The sequence below is a fragment of the Bacillus sp. VA15 genome (genome assembly GCF_055721145.1).
In genome coordinates, this window is record NZ_JBVQPQ010000002.1 from 333,663 (window position 1) to 348,712 (window position 15,050).

Genomic DNA, 15,050 nt, shown 5'->3' on the forward strand with positions numbered 1-15,050 from the left:
ATAATACTGGAAGAATTGTCTAGAGTTCGATGCAAAATCTTTAAATCCTTCTAAACATTCAAACTTTTATTTTATTAAAAACATAAATTTCAAACGGAGGATGGGGAATATTTTAGCTATTTTTTATTTTTTACACTTTCGTCCAATCTGTAAATGAACGAAAAAATCTCGGCTACTGTTTCATAAAGAGCTTCCGGGATTTGATCATCTACAGTCAAATGGCGCATTAATTCGACAAGGGTCCGATCTTCTTGAATCGGGACCCCTGCCTTTTTCGCTTCTTTGATAATGTTGTCGGCTACATGGCCCTTTCCTGTCGCAATCACTTTCGGCGCCTTGTCTTTTTGTTCGTTATAATGGAGAGCCACAGCTTTTCTGATCGGCGTCTGCTCTTTCATACTTTCACGTCCACTTCCTGGTCACTGATGCTTGTTACATATTGATCGATTGTAGCCTTCTCTTCGGAGTGAATCCTTTTTTTAGCGTTTACCCCTGAAAGGCTGTATCCCATGTCCTTCAGACCCTGTTTAAGTGCGGGCACCATCGGATCGATGGCAGCCTGAAGCTCGAAATCAGTCTCAATTGTAATGGTCATGACTTTTTGCTGTATCAAACAATCAACGACAGTTTCTTTTAACGTATCCAGCTGCAGCAAAAATAAAAGGCGGCAATGAGAAGGATCAAGCTTTCCATCTGCTTCCTTCTTTCCTTTAAACAGAACAGTCATGTCCTGAACCCCTGACTTCGAAAACAGCGGAAATGACATTACAATTTGGCTGTATGACGGATGGTCCTGCTGCATGAAAAGCTGCCCGTTTAATTTATGAAAAAGCTGATCGGCTTCCTGTTTGACAGGTTCAGCTACCTCATGCGACGATCTTGCGGCATGAAGAGCCAGCTTGATGGATTGTATTTCGTCAGGTGTGACTGCGCTTCCTTGTTCTAACGCTTTAATGAATGCAAGCTCGTCCCTTGCGCCGATTGCCGTTTTTACTTTGGATAAGAAAGAAAGAACATCTGCCTTATCCGCCAAATTAGGTACTGTCTGCTGAACAGCCTTTAAAAAGATTTCGGCTTCCTGATCTGTGACTTGTGACGCCTGAAAAACAGTTGAAGTTGCAGGTGAGTTACTATCACCCGATGAAGCAGCCGCTTTAATCCAATTTGCTGCTTCTTTCATAATGTGAAGACTGTTTTTTTCAGCAGATTCCGTCAGCTTTGTCAGCAGCTGGCGGGCTTCTTTGATGGGAATGTCTGCTGCTGTTTTGACAAGCTCTCCTTGTATGCTTCTCTGTTCCGCTGTGTCATTTACGGGCGATAAGCCGGCCTTTCCGGGGGAACCAGATCGTGCGCTAAGCTCCATGTTTCCAGCTGTATGGCCTGAAGAAGGTGCTTTGGTCTTATCCGTTAGAGAGATAAGCTTATCAATCAGACGTTCTGCATGGACATCAATTTCACTATTAAAAAGTGCCGCAACTGCTGCTTTTAGCTTTGCCGTCATTTGGCTCTGCTGAGGGTTTTGGTTGATTGCCCGAAGCAGCCGGGATACGTGCTGATGCAGCGGAACAGGCGATTTCACAGCGTTAACACCGCTCAAAACTTCGGGGTGAATGGGAAGCTCACGCTTTAAAGCGAACAGAACGGTTTCAATCGCTTTTTTTGTATCTGGCGCAGGCAGTGTCTCCATCCAGCGGACAGCTGTTTTGATATCATTTTCTGTTACGGGTGTTTTGCTCTTCAGCATCGCTCCTGTCATCATCAGAGCGGCGTTTGAAGGTTTTACTGAAATGGCATTTAAAAGCTTGCCAGCTGCATCCTGAATGGATTTGGGATTTTGGTCAAAGCTTTGAACGACCTGAAGACGGCCTTGTTCTGCTGTTGTTTTTTCGTAGGAAAACCAATAGTACGCCTGAGGACGAAGCTGAGCTTCAAGTTTTCCCTGGACAGTTTGATTGCCGACTTGAATCAGCGCATGCTGATCTCCTAATAAACGAAGCACTTTTCCTAAAAGGAGACGCTTCTCCCCGTTTAGCGCTTCGCTGACATTTGATGTTTCCTGCGGGACTGCTGTATTTCCAAAAAGGTGCTGTAGCGCCTTTTGCACATCATTTCGTATATTCATGTAAAAGAGGTGCCTCCTTGTCCATTGGTTTATCTGAAAGATTGAACAGGAGCGAAAGTTTTACGGTGCAATTCAGTTGGGCCGTATGCGGCGAGAGCTTCGAGATGCTCTTTTGTCCCATAGCCTTTATTTTTTTCAAAGCCGTACATGGGGTATGTTTCGGCATAAGCGCTCATCATCCGGTCTCTCGTCACTTTCGCGATACACGCACCTGCCGCAATAGACACGCTTTTAGCATCGCCTTTTATAATTGACGACTGGTCTATGCCGACCGGTAGCGTCATTGCGTCAACAAGCAAATAATCAGGTGTATCTGACAAATCGTGTATCGCTTTCACCATTGCCATCTTTGAAGCTTCATATATATTGATTTCATCAATGACAGAGGCTTCTACAATTCCTGTTCCGACCGCCAGTGCTTCTTTCATAATAAGCTCGTAATATTCGTCACGCTTTTTCTCTGAGAGCTTTTTGGAGTCTGTCAGCCCAAGTATTTCACATTCCTCTGGAAGGATGACTGCGCTGGCGACAACGGGTCCTGCCAATGGCCCCCGGCCGACCTCGTCGACACCTGCAATCAAACGAAATCCTTTGTTTCTTGCCAGTCTTTCATAGGAAGTCATATTCTCCCATTGTTCTTTCAGCGCTTTTTCTTTCGCCTGCTTTTTAAGCCATTGCTCTACAAGCGTTTGAACGCTTTTTCTCGGGTCTTTTTCGCATTGGGCAAGAAATGGGTCTTGTTCATCTTTCACTTCCTGCAAACGGTCTTTAATGTCCTTTACGGTTAATGTATTCACTTTCTCTTCTCCCTTACTTTATGTATCGGTTCGGTCACGAAAAAATAAAGACCCGCATTTCTGCGCGCCTTTACATAGTCGGCTGTTCAAATGACAGCCTGCCGAACTTTTCAGTGCGGATATCGCGAATAATGACTTCAGTCGTCTTATCGTAGTTAATGAGCCCTCCGCTCATGAGACAGCCGCGCTTTTCACCTATTGCATCAAACAGCTCTGCAATGTCCTCTGGGATCTCATCAAGGCCGTAACGCTCTTTCAGCCGTTCAGGATAGTGTTCTTCGAGAAAACGAAGACCAAACACAGCCACGTCCTGCAGATTGATAATCGAGTCTTTAATAGCCCCGGTGACGGCCAGCCTCAAGCCGACAAGCTCATCCTCAAATTTAGGCCATAAAATCCCCGGTGTATCTAATAGTTCTAATTCTTTCCCGACTTTGACCCACTGCTGAGATGTCGTAATACCAGGTCTGTCTCCTGTTTTTGCTATATTTTTCTTTGCCAGCCGGTTGATAAGCGTTGATTTTCCGACGTTTGGAATGCCGATAATCAAAGCGCGAATTGCTCTCGGCTTCACACCTTTTGCCCTCATCCGGTCAAATTTTTCTTGAAGGATCTCTTTTGATGCCGGCACAATTTGATTTAAGCCTTGTCCGTTCACAGAATTAATGGACAAGGAGCGGATCCCCTGGTTCTCAAAGTGCTCTTTCCACTGCTGTGTAACTGCCGCATCTGCTTTGTCCGCCTTGTTTAACAGCATAATTCGCGGCTTATTTTTTAGAATATCTTCAATCATTGGGTTTCTTGACGACATTGGAATTCTGGCATCTACCAATTCATATACTATATCGATTAATTTTAATTTTTCGGTTACTTCCCTTCTTGCCTTTGCCATATGGCCCGGGAACCATTGAATTGTCATGTGACACGAACACCGCCTTTATCTCTTCAGTATGTATGATTCTTTGTTGTCCTTTATGTATTTTACGATGCCTGTCCGGCATTTTCAAATTCTGTATAAAAAAAGAGCTTGTTACAGGTAACAAGCTCTTTTCGTTCGTTATTATTATCGTCTGATCTCTTTAATACGAGCCGCTTTTCCGCGAAGTTCACGCAGGTAGTAAAGCTTAGCACGGCGTACTTTACCGTAACGTACAACTTCGATTTTCGCGATTTTTGGTGTGTGTACAGGGAAAGTACGTTCAACGCCAACACCGTAAGAAATCTTACGAACTGTGAACGTTTCGCTGATTCCACCACCACGACGCTTAATCACAACACCTTCAAAGATCTGGATACGCTCACGGTTACCCTCAACAACTTTAACGTGTACACGTAAAGTGTCACCAGGACGGAACGCAGGAAGATCAGTACGAAGCTGTTCTTTTGTGATATCTTCAATTAGTTTTTGCATCGTTTTCAACTCCTTCCAACAGATGCTCTTGGCCACAAAACCCGGCACAGCGGAACATCGTTTTCAAGCTTGCAGCGGATAAGCCCGCTTAAGCCACAAGTAGTATCTTATCACAATTTCATAGCCTATGCAATAAAATCTATTCTTTTTCCCATTCAGAAATCCATTTTCTTTGCTGCTCTGTAAGCGGGTAGTCTTTCAAAAGATCCGGACGTCTTACATAGGTCCTTCTAATCGATTCTTTATTCCGCCATTCTTTGATTTTTGCATGGTTTCCTGACAGGAGTGTTTCAGGCACTTTTAAACCTTTGTAATCTGCCGGTCTTGTATAATGCGGGTGTTCTAAAAGGCCGGTGCTGAATGAATCCTCAATATGGGAAGCTTCTTTGCCCAGCACACCCGGAAGCAGTCTGACCACACTGTCTGCAATCATCATTGCAGGAAGCTCACCGCCCGTCAGAACAAAATCGCCAATGGATATTTCATCTGTCACCAGATGCTCACGAATGCGTTCATCATAACCTTCATAGTGGCCGCAAATAAACAGCAAATGCTCTTCCTTCGCTAATTGTTCTGCTTTTTTTTGGGTAAAACGCTCACCTTGCGGACAGACGAGGATAATACGCGGAGCAGCAGCTGCCTTTGATGTCAGGTCCTCGACCGCGTCAAAAACAGGCTGAGGCTTGAGAACCATGCCTGCGCCGCCGCCATAAGGATAATCATCAACAGTATTGTGCTTGTTATCAGAATACTCCCGGAAATTTACGACCTGAAACTGTACCGCATCTTTGTCCTGGGCTTTTTGAAGAATCGATGAACCGAGCACACCTTCGAACATTTCGGGAAACAGCGTCAAAAAGTCGATTTTCATTCGTCTATTAATCCTTCCATGAGTTCAATCTCAATTTTCTTTTCGCTGACATCGATATGTTTGACCACTGATTCAATGTAAGGAATCAGCGCGTCTTTTTTCCCTTTTCGCCCGATAACCCAAACGTCATTAGCTCCAGGCGTCAAAATTTCCTTAATCTTTCCAATGAGTTCGCCGCCTTCGGTAAATACTTCGCACCCAATGATTTCGTGGAAATAAAATTCTCCCTCATTCAGCTCTCCTAAATCTTCTTCAGGCACTTTAATGATTGCGTTTTTCAGTTCCTCTACTTCATTCAGGCCTTGTCTTTCTTTAAACTGCAGCAGATGAAATTGCTTATGCAGTCTGTGCGTGTTTACTGTTACTTCCACTGGCTCGTTACGTCCGTCCATAAACAAATACAGCGTGTTGCCCGGCTTATACCGTTCTTCGGCAAAATCTGTTTTCGAAATCACCCGCACTTCGCCTTTAATTCCGTGGGTATTTACGATTTTACCTACATTAAACCATCGCTTTGTCATATGATCACCTCTGGCGAATTTCAATTACTTTTCCGTCTTTTATGACGATGGTGTTTGCTGCTGTTTTCTCATGCCAGTCATCCCCGGCTTCAATCGTCAGCAGCGCATCGACTTCCTTTTCTTTCATCTCACTGCCAAGCGGCAATGTATGTACTTGAGCAATTTGAAAATCGATTATTTTTATGTTATCTTTTCGCTTTTCTATTGCCTTTTTAAATTGTTCAATCATATCTGGGTTTTGCTGTTCTTTCTCATGTTTTCTAAGCTGAAAATAGAGCTGGCTGCATTCTCGTTCAAGCATTTGTTTCTTTTCGGCAAAAGAAGCTAAAAGCTTTTCTTTGCTGCGCTCGGTTAAGACTTGCATAACGGCTACACGGTGAATAATTTGCATCGCACCAAGCTCCCCGCTTTTAAAACTTTTTTGGCTCAGGGCTTTTCTATTTTGCCTAAGCTTCTATCAGTTTACCCTTTTTTTGCGTGTAAAAAAAGGGGAGGTGCCGGCCCTCTCCCTTTTAGTCAAATATCTCAAATTGAACTTTCTTAGAAGACTGTGCGCCAGCTGCAAATACAGCTGTTCGAATCGCTTTTGCAGTCCGGCCTTGCTTTCCGATAACTTTACCGGTATCTGACTTATGGACAGATAAGCGCAGCGCAATCTTTTGATCGGTTTCTTCTCTTATGACGCGAATGTCATCTGGATGATCAACAAGCGGCGTCACAATTCGGACAATCAAATCTTCCAAGTGTTGATCAGTCATTACTTGCCTTGTTTAGCGTTGTGGAATTTTTCCATGATTCCTTGGCTAGAGAACAAGTTGCGAACTGTATCAGATGGTTTCGCTCCAGTTTGAAGCCATTTAAGAGCAAGCTCTTCGTCGATTTTTACTTCCGCTGGTTTTGCAACCGGGTTGTAAGTTCCGACTGTTTCGATGAAACGGCCGTCACGTGGTGAACGAGAATCTGCTACAACAATACGATAGAAAGGAGATTTTTTTGCTCCCATACGTTTTAAACGAATTTTTACTGCCATTTTACTAGCACCTCCGAAAATATTTCAACAAGATAGTATATTAACAATGATAAAAGTGTTTGTAAAGTGTTTTTTCTTAACAACGGTTTTATCATGTATAACCGATTACATAAAAGGTAGCTTAAACCCTTTTTTCTTACCTTTTGACATGTTTGTCATCTGCTTCATCATTTTTTTCATTTCGTCAAACTGCTTAAGCAGACGGTTGACTTCCTGCACGGATGTCCCGCTTCCTTTCGCAATCCGCTTCCGCCGGCTGGCATTGATGATATCCGGCTGTTCTTTTTCAAGAACAGTCATTGATTTGATGATTGCTTCCACATGATTCAGCTGCTTTTCATCAACTTGGATGTTTTTCAGGCCTTTCATTTTACCTGCACCCGGCATCATTTGCAGAAGCTCATCAAGCGGCCCCATGTTTCTGACCTGCCCGAGCTGCTCCAGAAAATCGTCCAATGTGAAGCTCATTGTTCTCATTTTTTGTTCCAGCTCTTTGGCTTTGTCTTCATCAACGCTGGCCTGTGCTTTTTCAATCAATGTCAGCACGTCGCCCATGCCGAGAATCCTTGATGCCATGCGTTCAGGATGGAACGGTTCTAATGCGTCAAGCTTTTCGCCTAAACCAGCGAACTTAATCGGCGTGTTTGTGACTGCGCGAATAGAAAGCGCTGCACCACCGCGTGTGTCTCCATCAAGCTTAGTTAACACAACACCGGTTAAACCGAGCTGTTCATTAAAGCTTTTGGCAACATTTACAGCGTCCTGACCGGTCATTGAATCGACGACCAGGAAGATTTCTTCCGGATTGGCGATTTCTTTCACGTTGGTCAGTTCATCCATCAGTTCATGGTCAATATGCAAGCGGCCCGCCGTATCCAAAATGACATAGTCATAATGTTCTTCCTTGGCTTTTTCAATAGCCTGTTTAGCTATTTCTACAGGGCTGACCTGATCACCAAGAGAGAAAACAGGCATGTCAAGCTGTTTGCCGAGCGTTTCCAGCTGTTTAATTGCGGCTGGGCGGTAAATATCGGCAGCAACCAGCATCGGTTTGCGATTATGCTTTTTGCGCAGCAGATTCGCAAGCTTACCGCTTGTTGTCGTTTTACCGGCACCTTGGAGACCGACCATCATAATAACAGTCGGCGGCCTTTTTGCGACGGCGATTTTGCTCTCTTCGCCGCCCATCAGCTCAGTCAGTTCCTCTTTAACAACTTTAATGACCTGCTGGCCGGGCGTCAGACTTTTCATGACGTCTTGGCCTACAGCGCGTTCACTTACTTTTTTGACAAAATCCTTGACTACTTTAAAGTTAACGTCAGCCTCAAGCAACGCAAGACGAACCTCACGCATCATATCTTTTACATCTTGTTCGCTGACTTTCCCTTTTCCGCGGATTTTAGAAATCGTCTGCTGCAGTCGGTCGGCTAATCCTTCAAATGCCATAGTTTGCCGCCTCCTAATCTAATTTCTCAAGCGCTTCAATCAGAGCTGTAATTTCTTCCTCTTCTTTTGAACCGGAAGCAAGCTCCTTCAGCTTATTAAACATCTCTTTACGCTCCTGAAACTTTTTCAAAAGGAGCAGCTTTTCTTCATATTGTTCAAGCATCGCTTCTGTTCGTTTGATGTTATCATAAACAGCTTGTCTTGAAACCTCATATTCTTCGGCTATTTCGCCTAGGGAGAAATCGTCCAAATAATAAAGCGACATATAGCTCTTCTGTTTTGAAGTCAACAACGACTGATAAAAATCAAACAGATAGTTCATTCTCGTTGTCTTTTCGAGTGACATTTGAGCTCTCCCCTTTGTTAAGTCAAATCCCTTTACGATAACTTAGTTTACACGGTTTTATTGAGACTGTCAAGTTTTTATCTTGTCAAAGCAGTGATTACCTTTTTCCAAAATAAGCTAAATACAATCCAACTTATTCCGATATTGTATATGATCCCTATTTTAAAGGAGGATTTTTTATGAAAAAAATCAGTTTTTTGTTTATGTTGTGCTTGGCAGCCGTGTTTACAATCCTTGTCCCGGTACATCAAGCAGACGCTGCTGAGGCGCCTTATAAGGCTTCGATCACAAATATCAGCACAGATGGAGGGGTTTACGGTAAAATCAATTACGGCCAAGGTCAATTTTGGCGAGTCAAGTACAATATTACAATAAGCGGCAAATTACTCGACCAAAACGGGCAGCCGGTGCCGAACGCTCCAGTACGATTTGAAGCAGATACGAAAGTCGGAAATACAACACAAACAGCATCAGGAACAACCGATGGAAACGGAGCGTTTGAAGTTCCAATGTATTTGGGGCCAGCTGCTGGGTACTACACATATTACACATCTGTTTCCGTCCATTACTATGACATCATCCCATTCAGAGTTTATTCAGGAGATTCAAGACTGGTATCCACTGATAATAGCCTTTATCATTTCGCCTATCAAGTGAGAAGATAAAAAAAGAAAAAGGCCCCAAAATGTGAGGGCCTTTTTCTTAATCGTCGGCTTTTTCCACTAAATCTGAAAAGAGTCCGTACACATACGATTCAGGATCAAATTCCTGGAGATCATCAACTTTTTCACCTAACCCGACTAGTTTAACCGGGATTTGAAGCTCGTTGCGGATCGCGAGGACGATACCGCCTTTAGCCGTACCGTCAAGCTTTGTTAATGCAATGCCGGTAACATTTGTTGCTTTAGAGAACTCTTTTGCCTGAGCCATTGCATTTTGGCCAGTTGTGGCATCAAGGGCAAGCAGTACCTCATGCGGCGCTTCAGGCACTTCTCTTTCGATGACGCGCTTCACTTTTTCAAGCTCTTTCATCAGGTTTACTTTGTTTTGGAGACGCCCTGCCGTATCACAGATTAATACATCGGCATTTCTTGCTTTCGCAGCATGTACAGCATCGTAGATGACAGCCGCAGGATCGCTTCCGGCCGTCTGCTTAATGACTGGCACTCCCGTACGCTCTCCCCATACTTCCAGCTGTTCAATGGCTCCTGCTCTAAATGTGTCTCCAGCAGCAAGTACAACAGATTTTCCTTCTTGCTTCAGTTTATGGGCAAGCTTTCCGATTGTTGTCGTTTTGCCGACTCCATTTACACCTACCAGAAGGATTACATTTAAACGCCCATCCTCTATGTTCAACTCAGAAATTTGCTCATCTCCGCTGTTATAAATCTCGACCAGTTTCTCAGAAATAACAGATTGGACTTCCATCGGATCTTGAATATTTCTGCGTTTCACTTCTTTTTTTAGCTCATCTATTAATTCCATAACGGTTGTAAAACCGACATCCGCGCTGATGAGAACCTCTTCTAGCTCTTCGAAGAAATCCTCATCCACTTTACGGTAACGGGATACAAGATCATTCACTTTGTTTTGAAAGGAGTTTCTTGTTTTTTCAAGGCCATCCTTAAACTTTTCAGATACGGAATCTGTCTGTTTGGTGATTTTCTCTTTTAATTTTTTAAAAAAGCTCATCTTTTAACCTCTTTCCTCGTTACTGAACGAATTCTTTTGTTTCTTCCAGCTTAACTGAGATTACCTTGGAAACACCGGATTCCTGCATTGTTACGCCGTATAGCACATCCGCTTCCTCCATCGTTCCTTTTCTGTGGGTAATCACGATAAACTGGGTATCTCTGCTGTATTTTTTTAAATACTGCGCAAATCGGAACACATTCGCTTCGTCAAGCGCAGCCTCTACTTCGTCAAGGACGCAAAACGGCACAGGACGAACCTTTAAGATTGAGAATAAGAGCGCTATTGCAGTAAGCGCACGCTCTCCGCCTGACAGAAGGTTTAAGTTTTGCAGTTTTTTCCCCGGCGGCTGCGCGATAATCTCGACTCCTGAGTGAAGCAGATCGTTAGGATCAGTGAGCCTAAGTTCAGCGCGCCCTCCTCCGAATAAGGAGCGGAAGACTTGATCAAAGTGTGAGCGGATTTGGACGAATGTGTCGTTAAAGCGTTTCGTCATTTCTTCATCCATTTCTTCAATCACTTGGAACAGGGTATTTTTCGCTTCTGTCAAATCTTCTTTTTGTTCTGACAGAAACTTATACCGTTCGTTGACTCTCTCAAACTCGTCTATGCTTCCGAGGTTTACGGTACCCAGCTCTTCGATTGCGAGTTTAATCAGCTTCACGCGCTTTCTTGCTTCCTCTGGATCAGTTTCAAGCTGATATTTCTCTTTTGCCCCCTCAAAGGACAGGCTGTATTCCTCCCGTAAGTACTGGAGTAAATTATCAAGCTCAACTTCCATTCGGCCGAGTTTGACTTCTTCGTCTTTTAAGAGCGTTGTTTTTTGTTTGTACAGGCGTTTCATTTCTTTCAGCTCACGCTCATATGTATCAAGCCCATGCTGAAGCTTGATACGCTGATCGCGTCTTAACGCAATGAGTTCGATCGTTTTCGTTTTGTCATTCAATTTATGTTTTGCGGCCTCTTCAAGCTTTTCTTCACCGCTGGTGCTTGATGACATCTCTGACGTTAAGAAGCTTAAGTCCTCTTTCGCTTCTTTTAACGCAAACTCTGTTTCTGTGAGCTCTTTCTTTAATCTGGCAAGGTTGTCCTCTTCACCCTTACATGCCTGCTCTTTTTTGGCAGCTGTGATTTTCAGCTCAGTCAGCTCGTTGGAGAGAGACTCTTTTGTTGAGGATTGTGTTTGTTTTTGTTTCGTTAGTCTGTCAATATCCTCTTCAAGCTGTTTCATCTTTTCTGACACGGCAGAAAGCTCTTCTTCCAGCTTGCGTTTGCGCGTTTTCTTCTCTTCATCACTTTCTGACAGAGCAGATTTTTCTTGATCATAGAGCTCTAAATGGGTGTTGATATTTTTCTCAGCAACTTGAAGCTCGTACAGCTGCCCTTTTACATCCTGCTGCTTTAATCTTAAGCCTTCTCCGGTCTCTCTTAAGTCAGCCAGTTTTTTCTCCATATCCTGAATGGATTGCTTAAGGGTTTTGACTTCTTGTTCAAGCAGTGCTGTTTTCTCTTCCATTTCAGCGAGCCGTTTGCTCACATCTTCAAGCTCCCTGCTTCTTCCTAGCAGCGAGTTATTTTTCTTTTTAACCGCGCCGCCCGTCATTGATCCACCCGGATTCACGACATCTCCCTCAAGGGTTACGATACGGTACCGGTGCCCGAGAAGCTTCGCTAGTTCGTTTGCTCCCTTTAAATCCTCTGCGATCAGAACGGTTCCAAGAAGGTTCTGGATGATACGCCGATACGCAGAATCAAATGTGACAAGTTCACTGGCGACCCCGAGAAATGACGAGTGCTGGGCTGCTGTTTCCGCATCCCGGCTTTGAAGCTGGCGGTCTCTAATAACAGAAAGAGGCAGAAACGTCGCCCGGCCGAAGGAATTCTGTTTTAAATATTGAATCGCTTTACGGGCAGCCTGTTCATCGTCGGTCACGACATGCTGGGCAGAAGCGCCGAGCGCAATTTCAATGGCCGTTTCATACTTCTGTTCTGTTGAGATCAGCTCAAGGACCGCTCCGCGAATTCCGCCAAGGCGCTCTTTCGCTTTCAGCACTTCTTTAACACCTTGATAAAAGCCGGAGAAATCCCCCTGCATCGTCTCAAGCATGTCCTTTTTCGATCTCGCTTGCTGAACGTATTGGTACGCCTGATACAGAGCAGATTCATTTTTTTCGTATTGGCGCTTTTTCTGCTCATATTTCGCCTGCATATCACGATATGCACCGACTTGGCTGTGAATCTCCTGCTCGAGTCGGGCAAACTCCGTTTCACATGCGGCTTTTCGCGCAGAAATATCGCGCCGTTCCTGAAGATGCTTTTCATTGTTGTCCGCAAGCCTTTGCAATACAACAGCCGATTGGGACATCTGGTCATCCAGAAGCTGGAGCTCATTGCGAATCGAAGCCTGACTGTTCAACAGTTCAAAGTAATCGCTTTTCAGCTGTTCGATTTTCTCTTCGACATTTTCATTGTGAAGACTGAGAGCCTGCTGCTTTTCTTTTACCTGAGCCCTTAACTGTTTCACCTCTGCCTGAAGTGTTTCGAAGATAGCTTCCTGCTTCGCAAGCTCTTCTTTCAGCACCGTTTCTTTTTGCTGAAACTGTACAATAGCTTCTTCAAGCTGTTCTTGGTTTTGCACAGCGTTTTTCTTGCGTTCTTTCAGGACTTCTTTACGGCCTTCAAGCTTTTCCAGCTCTTCACTCGTCACCAATAAGACCTGCTGGAGCTCATTTACTGATTCATCAAGCGCTTGAATTTTGTCGCGCGTATCCTCAATCTTTGCTTCTTTGGCAGAAATCGCAGATGATTCAGCGAGCTCTTCTTCCTTCGCGAGCTGCACTTTCTCTTTAAGAGTTGACCATTTGCCATGCAGCTCTTCGATATCATAGGCAGTCAGCGCGATTTCAACATGCTCTAGCTCTTTCTTTTTTTCCAAGTAGTCTTTCGCTATTGATGCTTGAATTTTAAGAGGTTCAACCTGTCCTTCAAGTTCATGTAATATATCTTCTACCCGGTTTAAATTGTCCTGTGTCTCAAACAGTTTATTTTCTGCTTTTTTCTTTCTTGTTTTATATTTAAGCACCCCGGCCGCTTCTTCAAAGATACTGCGGCGATCCTCCGCTTTGCTGCTCAGGATCTCTTCCACTTTCCCTTGGCTGATAATAGAAAATGCTTCTTTACCCAGACCAGAGTCCATAAATAAATCAATAATATCTTTTAAGCGGCACGGCTGATTGTTAATCAGAAACTCACTCTCGCCTGATCTGTATACACGTCTTGTGACACTGACCTCATGGAAGTCAATCGGCAAGAAATGATCATCATTATCAAGAGTAAGCGTAACTTCAGCTAGATTTAATCGCTTTCTCGAATCACTGCCGGCAAAAATGATGTCTTCCATTTTTCCGCCGCGAAGAGACCGTGCCGATTGTTCACCGAGAACCCAGCGAATGGCATCTGTGATGTTGCTTTTTCCGCTTCCATTTGGGCCGACAACCGCTGTCACGCCTTTTACAAAATCTACGGAAATCCGTTCTGCAAATGATTTAAATCCTATAACGTCTAAACGTTTGAGGAACATAGCGATCCTCCTTATGTAATAAGTATTTCAATTCTATCATAAAACATGGATAAAATAAGACGGCATACATACTGAAATCCCCCTTATGATTCAGGGGGATTTTATTGTCTCGTATGGTGTTTTTGCAATTTAGCTAAAGCTTCCTGAGCAGCGTGCTGTTCGGCTTCTTTCTTTGAACGGCCGTTTCCGACTCCGAGTGGTTCACCTTTTAGAGATACGATGGCTTCAAATTCACGGTTGTGCGCAGGTCCTTTCTCGTTGGAGATTTTATACTCCAAAGAGCCTTTGCCGTCCCGCTGCACATATTCCTGCAGCTGGCTTTTGAAATCCATCACATGAGAAAAAGCACCATCGTTAATTTTAGGGAACACATAGACTTTTAAGAAACTTTCGACCGGCTCTAATCCCTGGTCAAGATACAAGGCTCCGATAAATGCCTCAAAAACATCCGCCAATAGTGCGGGACGCTTTCTTCCGCCAGTCATCTCCTCACCTTTCCCCAACAGGACAAGGTCGCCGAATGACAATTCGTGAGCCAATGAAACGAGAGACGGTTCGCATACAATCGCAGCTCTCAGCTTCGTCAAATCTCCTTCACTCATAGCCGGGTACTTGGCAAATAAGAATCTGGAGATCGTCAGTTCCAAAACAGCGTCACCTAAAAATTCAAGCCTTTCATTATCCTCATACGGCTTTTTCCGATGCTCATTCACATAAGATGAATGTGTAAATGCTTGATACAAAAGCTTTTCATTTTGAAAGTGAACCGAAATCCGTTCTTGAAACTCTTTAAACTGTTCTACTTTTTTATAGAACTTTTTTTTATCTTTATAATGTGAGTGTTTTGACATAGTAACCTCCATAGGCACATCAGGTTCACCGCGCTTCTCTGACTAAACCGGATACAGCGCGCGTAAAAGCGGCATGCTGTAATAACTGCACGAATAAAGGGCTAAAGCCCCGCGTTTCGGCGGGACTTTTAGCATCAGCTTATTGCTGGTTTTGTATGTAGTTCACAGCGTCGCCGACTGTTGCAATCTTTTCAGCATCTTCGTCAGAAATTTCCATATCAAACTCGTCTTCAAGTTCCATAACAAGCTCAACTACATCTAGGGAATCAGCACCTAAGTCTTCCTTGAAAGAAGCTTCAAGTTTGACGTCTGCTTCATCAACGCCAAGGCGATCTACGATGATTTTCGTTACACGCTCTAATGTGTCTGCCATAGCAATTCAC

17 protein-coding genes are annotated in these 15,050 nt (G+C 43.9%); 1 reads left to right on the plus strand and 16 read right to left on the minus strand.

The features are described 5' to 3' along the window. Positions 1–116 precede the first annotated feature (116 nt). From AC0DBE_RS06590 to AC0DBE_RS06645, 12 genes are all read right to left on the minus strand, one after another. A complete protein-coding gene (locus AC0DBE_RS06590; protein WP_014113777.1) occupies positions 117–398 on the minus strand; it encodes a FlhB-like flagellar biosynthesis protein in 282 nt (93 codons plus the stop codon). Further along, positions 395–2,122: a hypothetical protein gene (locus tag AC0DBE_RS06595; protein WP_472961522.1), complete on the minus strand. Its 1,728-nt coding sequence runs from the start codon at positions 2,120–2,122 to the stop codon at positions 395–397. The genes AC0DBE_RS06590 and AC0DBE_RS06595 overlap by 4 nt, the downstream gene beginning before the upstream one ends. 29 nt (positions 2,123–2,151) lie before the next feature. Continuing rightward, the gene (gene rnhB, locus AC0DBE_RS06600) at positions 2,152–2,919 is read right to left on the minus strand and encodes a ribonuclease HII (RefSeq protein ID WP_053407021.1); all 768 of its coding nucleotides are present in this window, start codon (positions 2,917–2,919) and stop codon (positions 2,152–2,154) included. A 70-nt stretch (positions 2,920–2,989) separates the two neighbouring features. Beyond that, entirely contained in the window at positions 2,990–3,838 is an 849-nt protein-coding gene (ylqF, locus tag AC0DBE_RS06605; protein ID WP_009967235.1) for a ribosome biogenesis GTPase YlqF, read from the minus strand. Between the two features lie 144 nt (positions 3,839–3,982). Further along, the gene (gene rplS, locus AC0DBE_RS06610; RefSeq protein WP_003220825.1) at positions 3,983–4,330 is read right to left on the minus strand and encodes a 50S ribosomal protein L19; all 348 of its coding nucleotides are present in this window, start codon (positions 4,328–4,330) and stop codon (positions 3,983–3,985) included. 139 nt (positions 4,331–4,469) lie between these two features. Then, positions 4,470–5,201, minus strand: a complete 732-nt coding sequence (trmD, locus tag AC0DBE_RS06615; protein WP_014113774.1) for a tRNA (guanosine(37)-N1)-methyltransferase TrmD — start codon at positions 5,199–5,201, stop codon at positions 4,470–4,472. Continuing rightward, entirely contained in the window at positions 5,198–5,722 is a 525-nt protein-coding gene (gene rimM / locus AC0DBE_RS06620) for a ribosome maturation factor RimM (protein ID WP_014113773.1), read from the minus strand. The genes trmD and rimM overlap by 4 nt, the downstream gene beginning before the upstream one ends. A 4-nt stretch (positions 5,723–5,726) precedes the next feature. Continuing rightward, a complete protein-coding gene (locus AC0DBE_RS06625; protein WP_014113772.1) occupies positions 5,727–6,113 on the minus strand; it encodes a YlqD family protein in 387 nt (128 codons plus the stop codon). 121 nt (positions 6,114–6,234) lie between these two features. Further along, positions 6,235–6,480 (minus strand): KH domain-containing protein, encoded by a 246-nt coding sequence (locus AC0DBE_RS06630; RefSeq protein ID WP_003220817.1) that lies wholly within the window; start codon positions 6,478–6,480, stop codon positions 6,235–6,237. After that, positions 6,480–6,752: a 30S ribosomal protein S16 gene (gene rpsP / locus AC0DBE_RS06635; RefSeq protein WP_003220815.1), complete on the minus strand. Its 273-nt coding sequence runs from the start codon at positions 6,750–6,752 to the stop codon at positions 6,480–6,482. Before rpsP ends, AC0DBE_RS06630 begins: the two co-directional genes overlap by 1 nt. A gap of 105 nt (positions 6,753–6,857) precedes the next feature. Continuing rightward, entirely contained in the window at positions 6,858–8,198 is a 1,341-nt protein-coding gene (ffh, locus tag AC0DBE_RS06640; protein ID WP_014113771.1) for a signal recognition particle protein, read from the minus strand. 13 nt (positions 8,199–8,211) lie between these two features. Then, positions 8,212–8,544, minus strand: coding sequence for a putative DNA-binding protein (locus AC0DBE_RS06645; protein WP_003238590.1), 333 nt, complete (start codon positions 8,542–8,544; stop codon positions 8,212–8,214). Positions 8,545–8,723: 179 nt separating this feature from the next. Here AC0DBE_RS06645 and AC0DBE_RS06650 point away from each other — a divergent pair, with 179 nt between their 5' ends. After that, entirely contained in the window at positions 8,724–9,209 is a 486-nt protein-coding gene (locus AC0DBE_RS06650; protein ID WP_014113770.1) for an Ig-like domain-containing protein, read from the plus strand. A gap of 37 nt (positions 9,210–9,246) precedes the next feature. Here the strand turns inward: AC0DBE_RS06650 and ftsY are convergent, their stop codons facing one another. The 4 genes from ftsY to acpP form a co-directional block, all read right to left on the minus strand. Then, entirely contained in the window at positions 9,247–10,236 is a 990-nt protein-coding gene (ftsY, locus tag AC0DBE_RS06655; protein ID WP_014113769.1) for a signal recognition particle-docking protein FtsY, read from the minus strand. Positions 10,237–10,255: 19 nt separating this feature from the next. After that, positions 10,256–13,816, minus strand: a complete 3,561-nt coding sequence (gene smc / locus AC0DBE_RS06660; protein ID WP_014113768.1) for a chromosome segregation protein SMC — start codon at positions 13,814–13,816, stop codon at positions 10,256–10,258. 101 nt (positions 13,817–13,917) lie between these two features. After that, positions 13,918–14,667 (minus strand): ribonuclease III, encoded by a 750-nt coding sequence (gene rncS, locus AC0DBE_RS06665; protein ID WP_014113767.1) that lies wholly within the window; start codon positions 14,665–14,667, stop codon positions 13,918–13,920. 139 nt (positions 14,668–14,806) lie between these two features. Further along, a complete protein-coding gene (acpP, locus tag AC0DBE_RS06670; protein ID WP_003154310.1) occupies positions 14,807–15,040 on the minus strand; it encodes an acyl carrier protein in 234 nt (77 codons plus the stop codon). Positions 15,041–15,050: the final 10 nt, after the last annotated feature.

Coding starts and splice junctions, on each gene's coding strand:
- rncS (WP_014113767.1), bottom strand. CDS start 14,667: ATGTCAAAACACTCACATTATAAAGATAAAAAAAAGTTCTATAAAAAA.
- ylqF (WP_009967235.1), bottom strand. CDS start 3,838: ATGACAATTCAATGGTTCCCGGGCCATATGGCAAAGGCAAGAAGGGAA.
- rimM (WP_014113773.1), bottom strand. CDS start 5,722: ATGACAAAGCGATGGTTTAATGTAGGTAAAATCGTAAATACCCACGGA.
- rplS (WP_003220825.1), bottom strand. CDS start 4,330: ATGCAAAAACTAATTGAAGATATCACAAAAGAACAGCTTCGTACTGAT.
- AC0DBE_RS06650 (WP_014113770.1), top strand. CDS start 8,724: ATGAAAAAAATCAGTTTTTTGTTTATGTTGTGCTTGGCAGCCGTGTTT.
- AC0DBE_RS06645 (WP_003238590.1), bottom strand. CDS start 8,544: ATGTCACTCGAAAAGACAACGAGAATGAACTATCTGTTTGATTTTTAT.
- AC0DBE_RS06630 (WP_003220817.1), bottom strand. CDS start 6,480: ATGACTGATCAACACTTGGAAGATTTGATTGTCCGAATTGTGACGCCG.
- AC0DBE_RS06625 (WP_014113772.1), bottom strand. CDS start 6,113: ATGCAAATTATTCACCGTGTAGCCGTTATGCAAGTCTTAACCGAGCGC.
- ftsY (WP_014113769.1), bottom strand. CDS start 10,236: ATGAGCTTTTTTAAAAAATTAAAAGAGAAAATCACCAAACAGACAGAT.
- AC0DBE_RS06595 (WP_472961522.1), bottom strand. CDS start 2,122: ATGAATATACGAAATGATGTGCAAAAGGCGCTACAGCACCTTTTTGGA.
- acpP (WP_003154310.1), bottom strand. CDS start 15,040: ATGGCAGACACATTAGAGCGTGTAACGAAAATCATCGTAGATCGCCTT.
- rpsP (WP_003220815.1), bottom strand. CDS start 6,752: ATGGCAGTAAAAATTCGTTTAAAACGTATGGGAGCAAAAAAATCTCCT.
- ffh (WP_014113771.1), bottom strand. CDS start 8,198: ATGGCATTTGAAGGATTAGCCGACCGACTGCAGCAGACGATTTCTAAA.
- AC0DBE_RS06590 (WP_014113777.1), bottom strand. CDS start 398: ATGAAAGAGCAGACGCCGATCAGAAAAGCTGTGGCTCTCCATTATAAC.
- trmD (WP_014113774.1), bottom strand. CDS start 5,201: ATGAAAATCGACTTTTTGACGCTGTTTCCCGAAATGTTCGAAGGTGTG.
- smc (WP_014113768.1), bottom strand. CDS start 13,816: ATGTTCCTCAAACGTTTAGACGTTATAGGATTTAAATCATTTGCAGAA.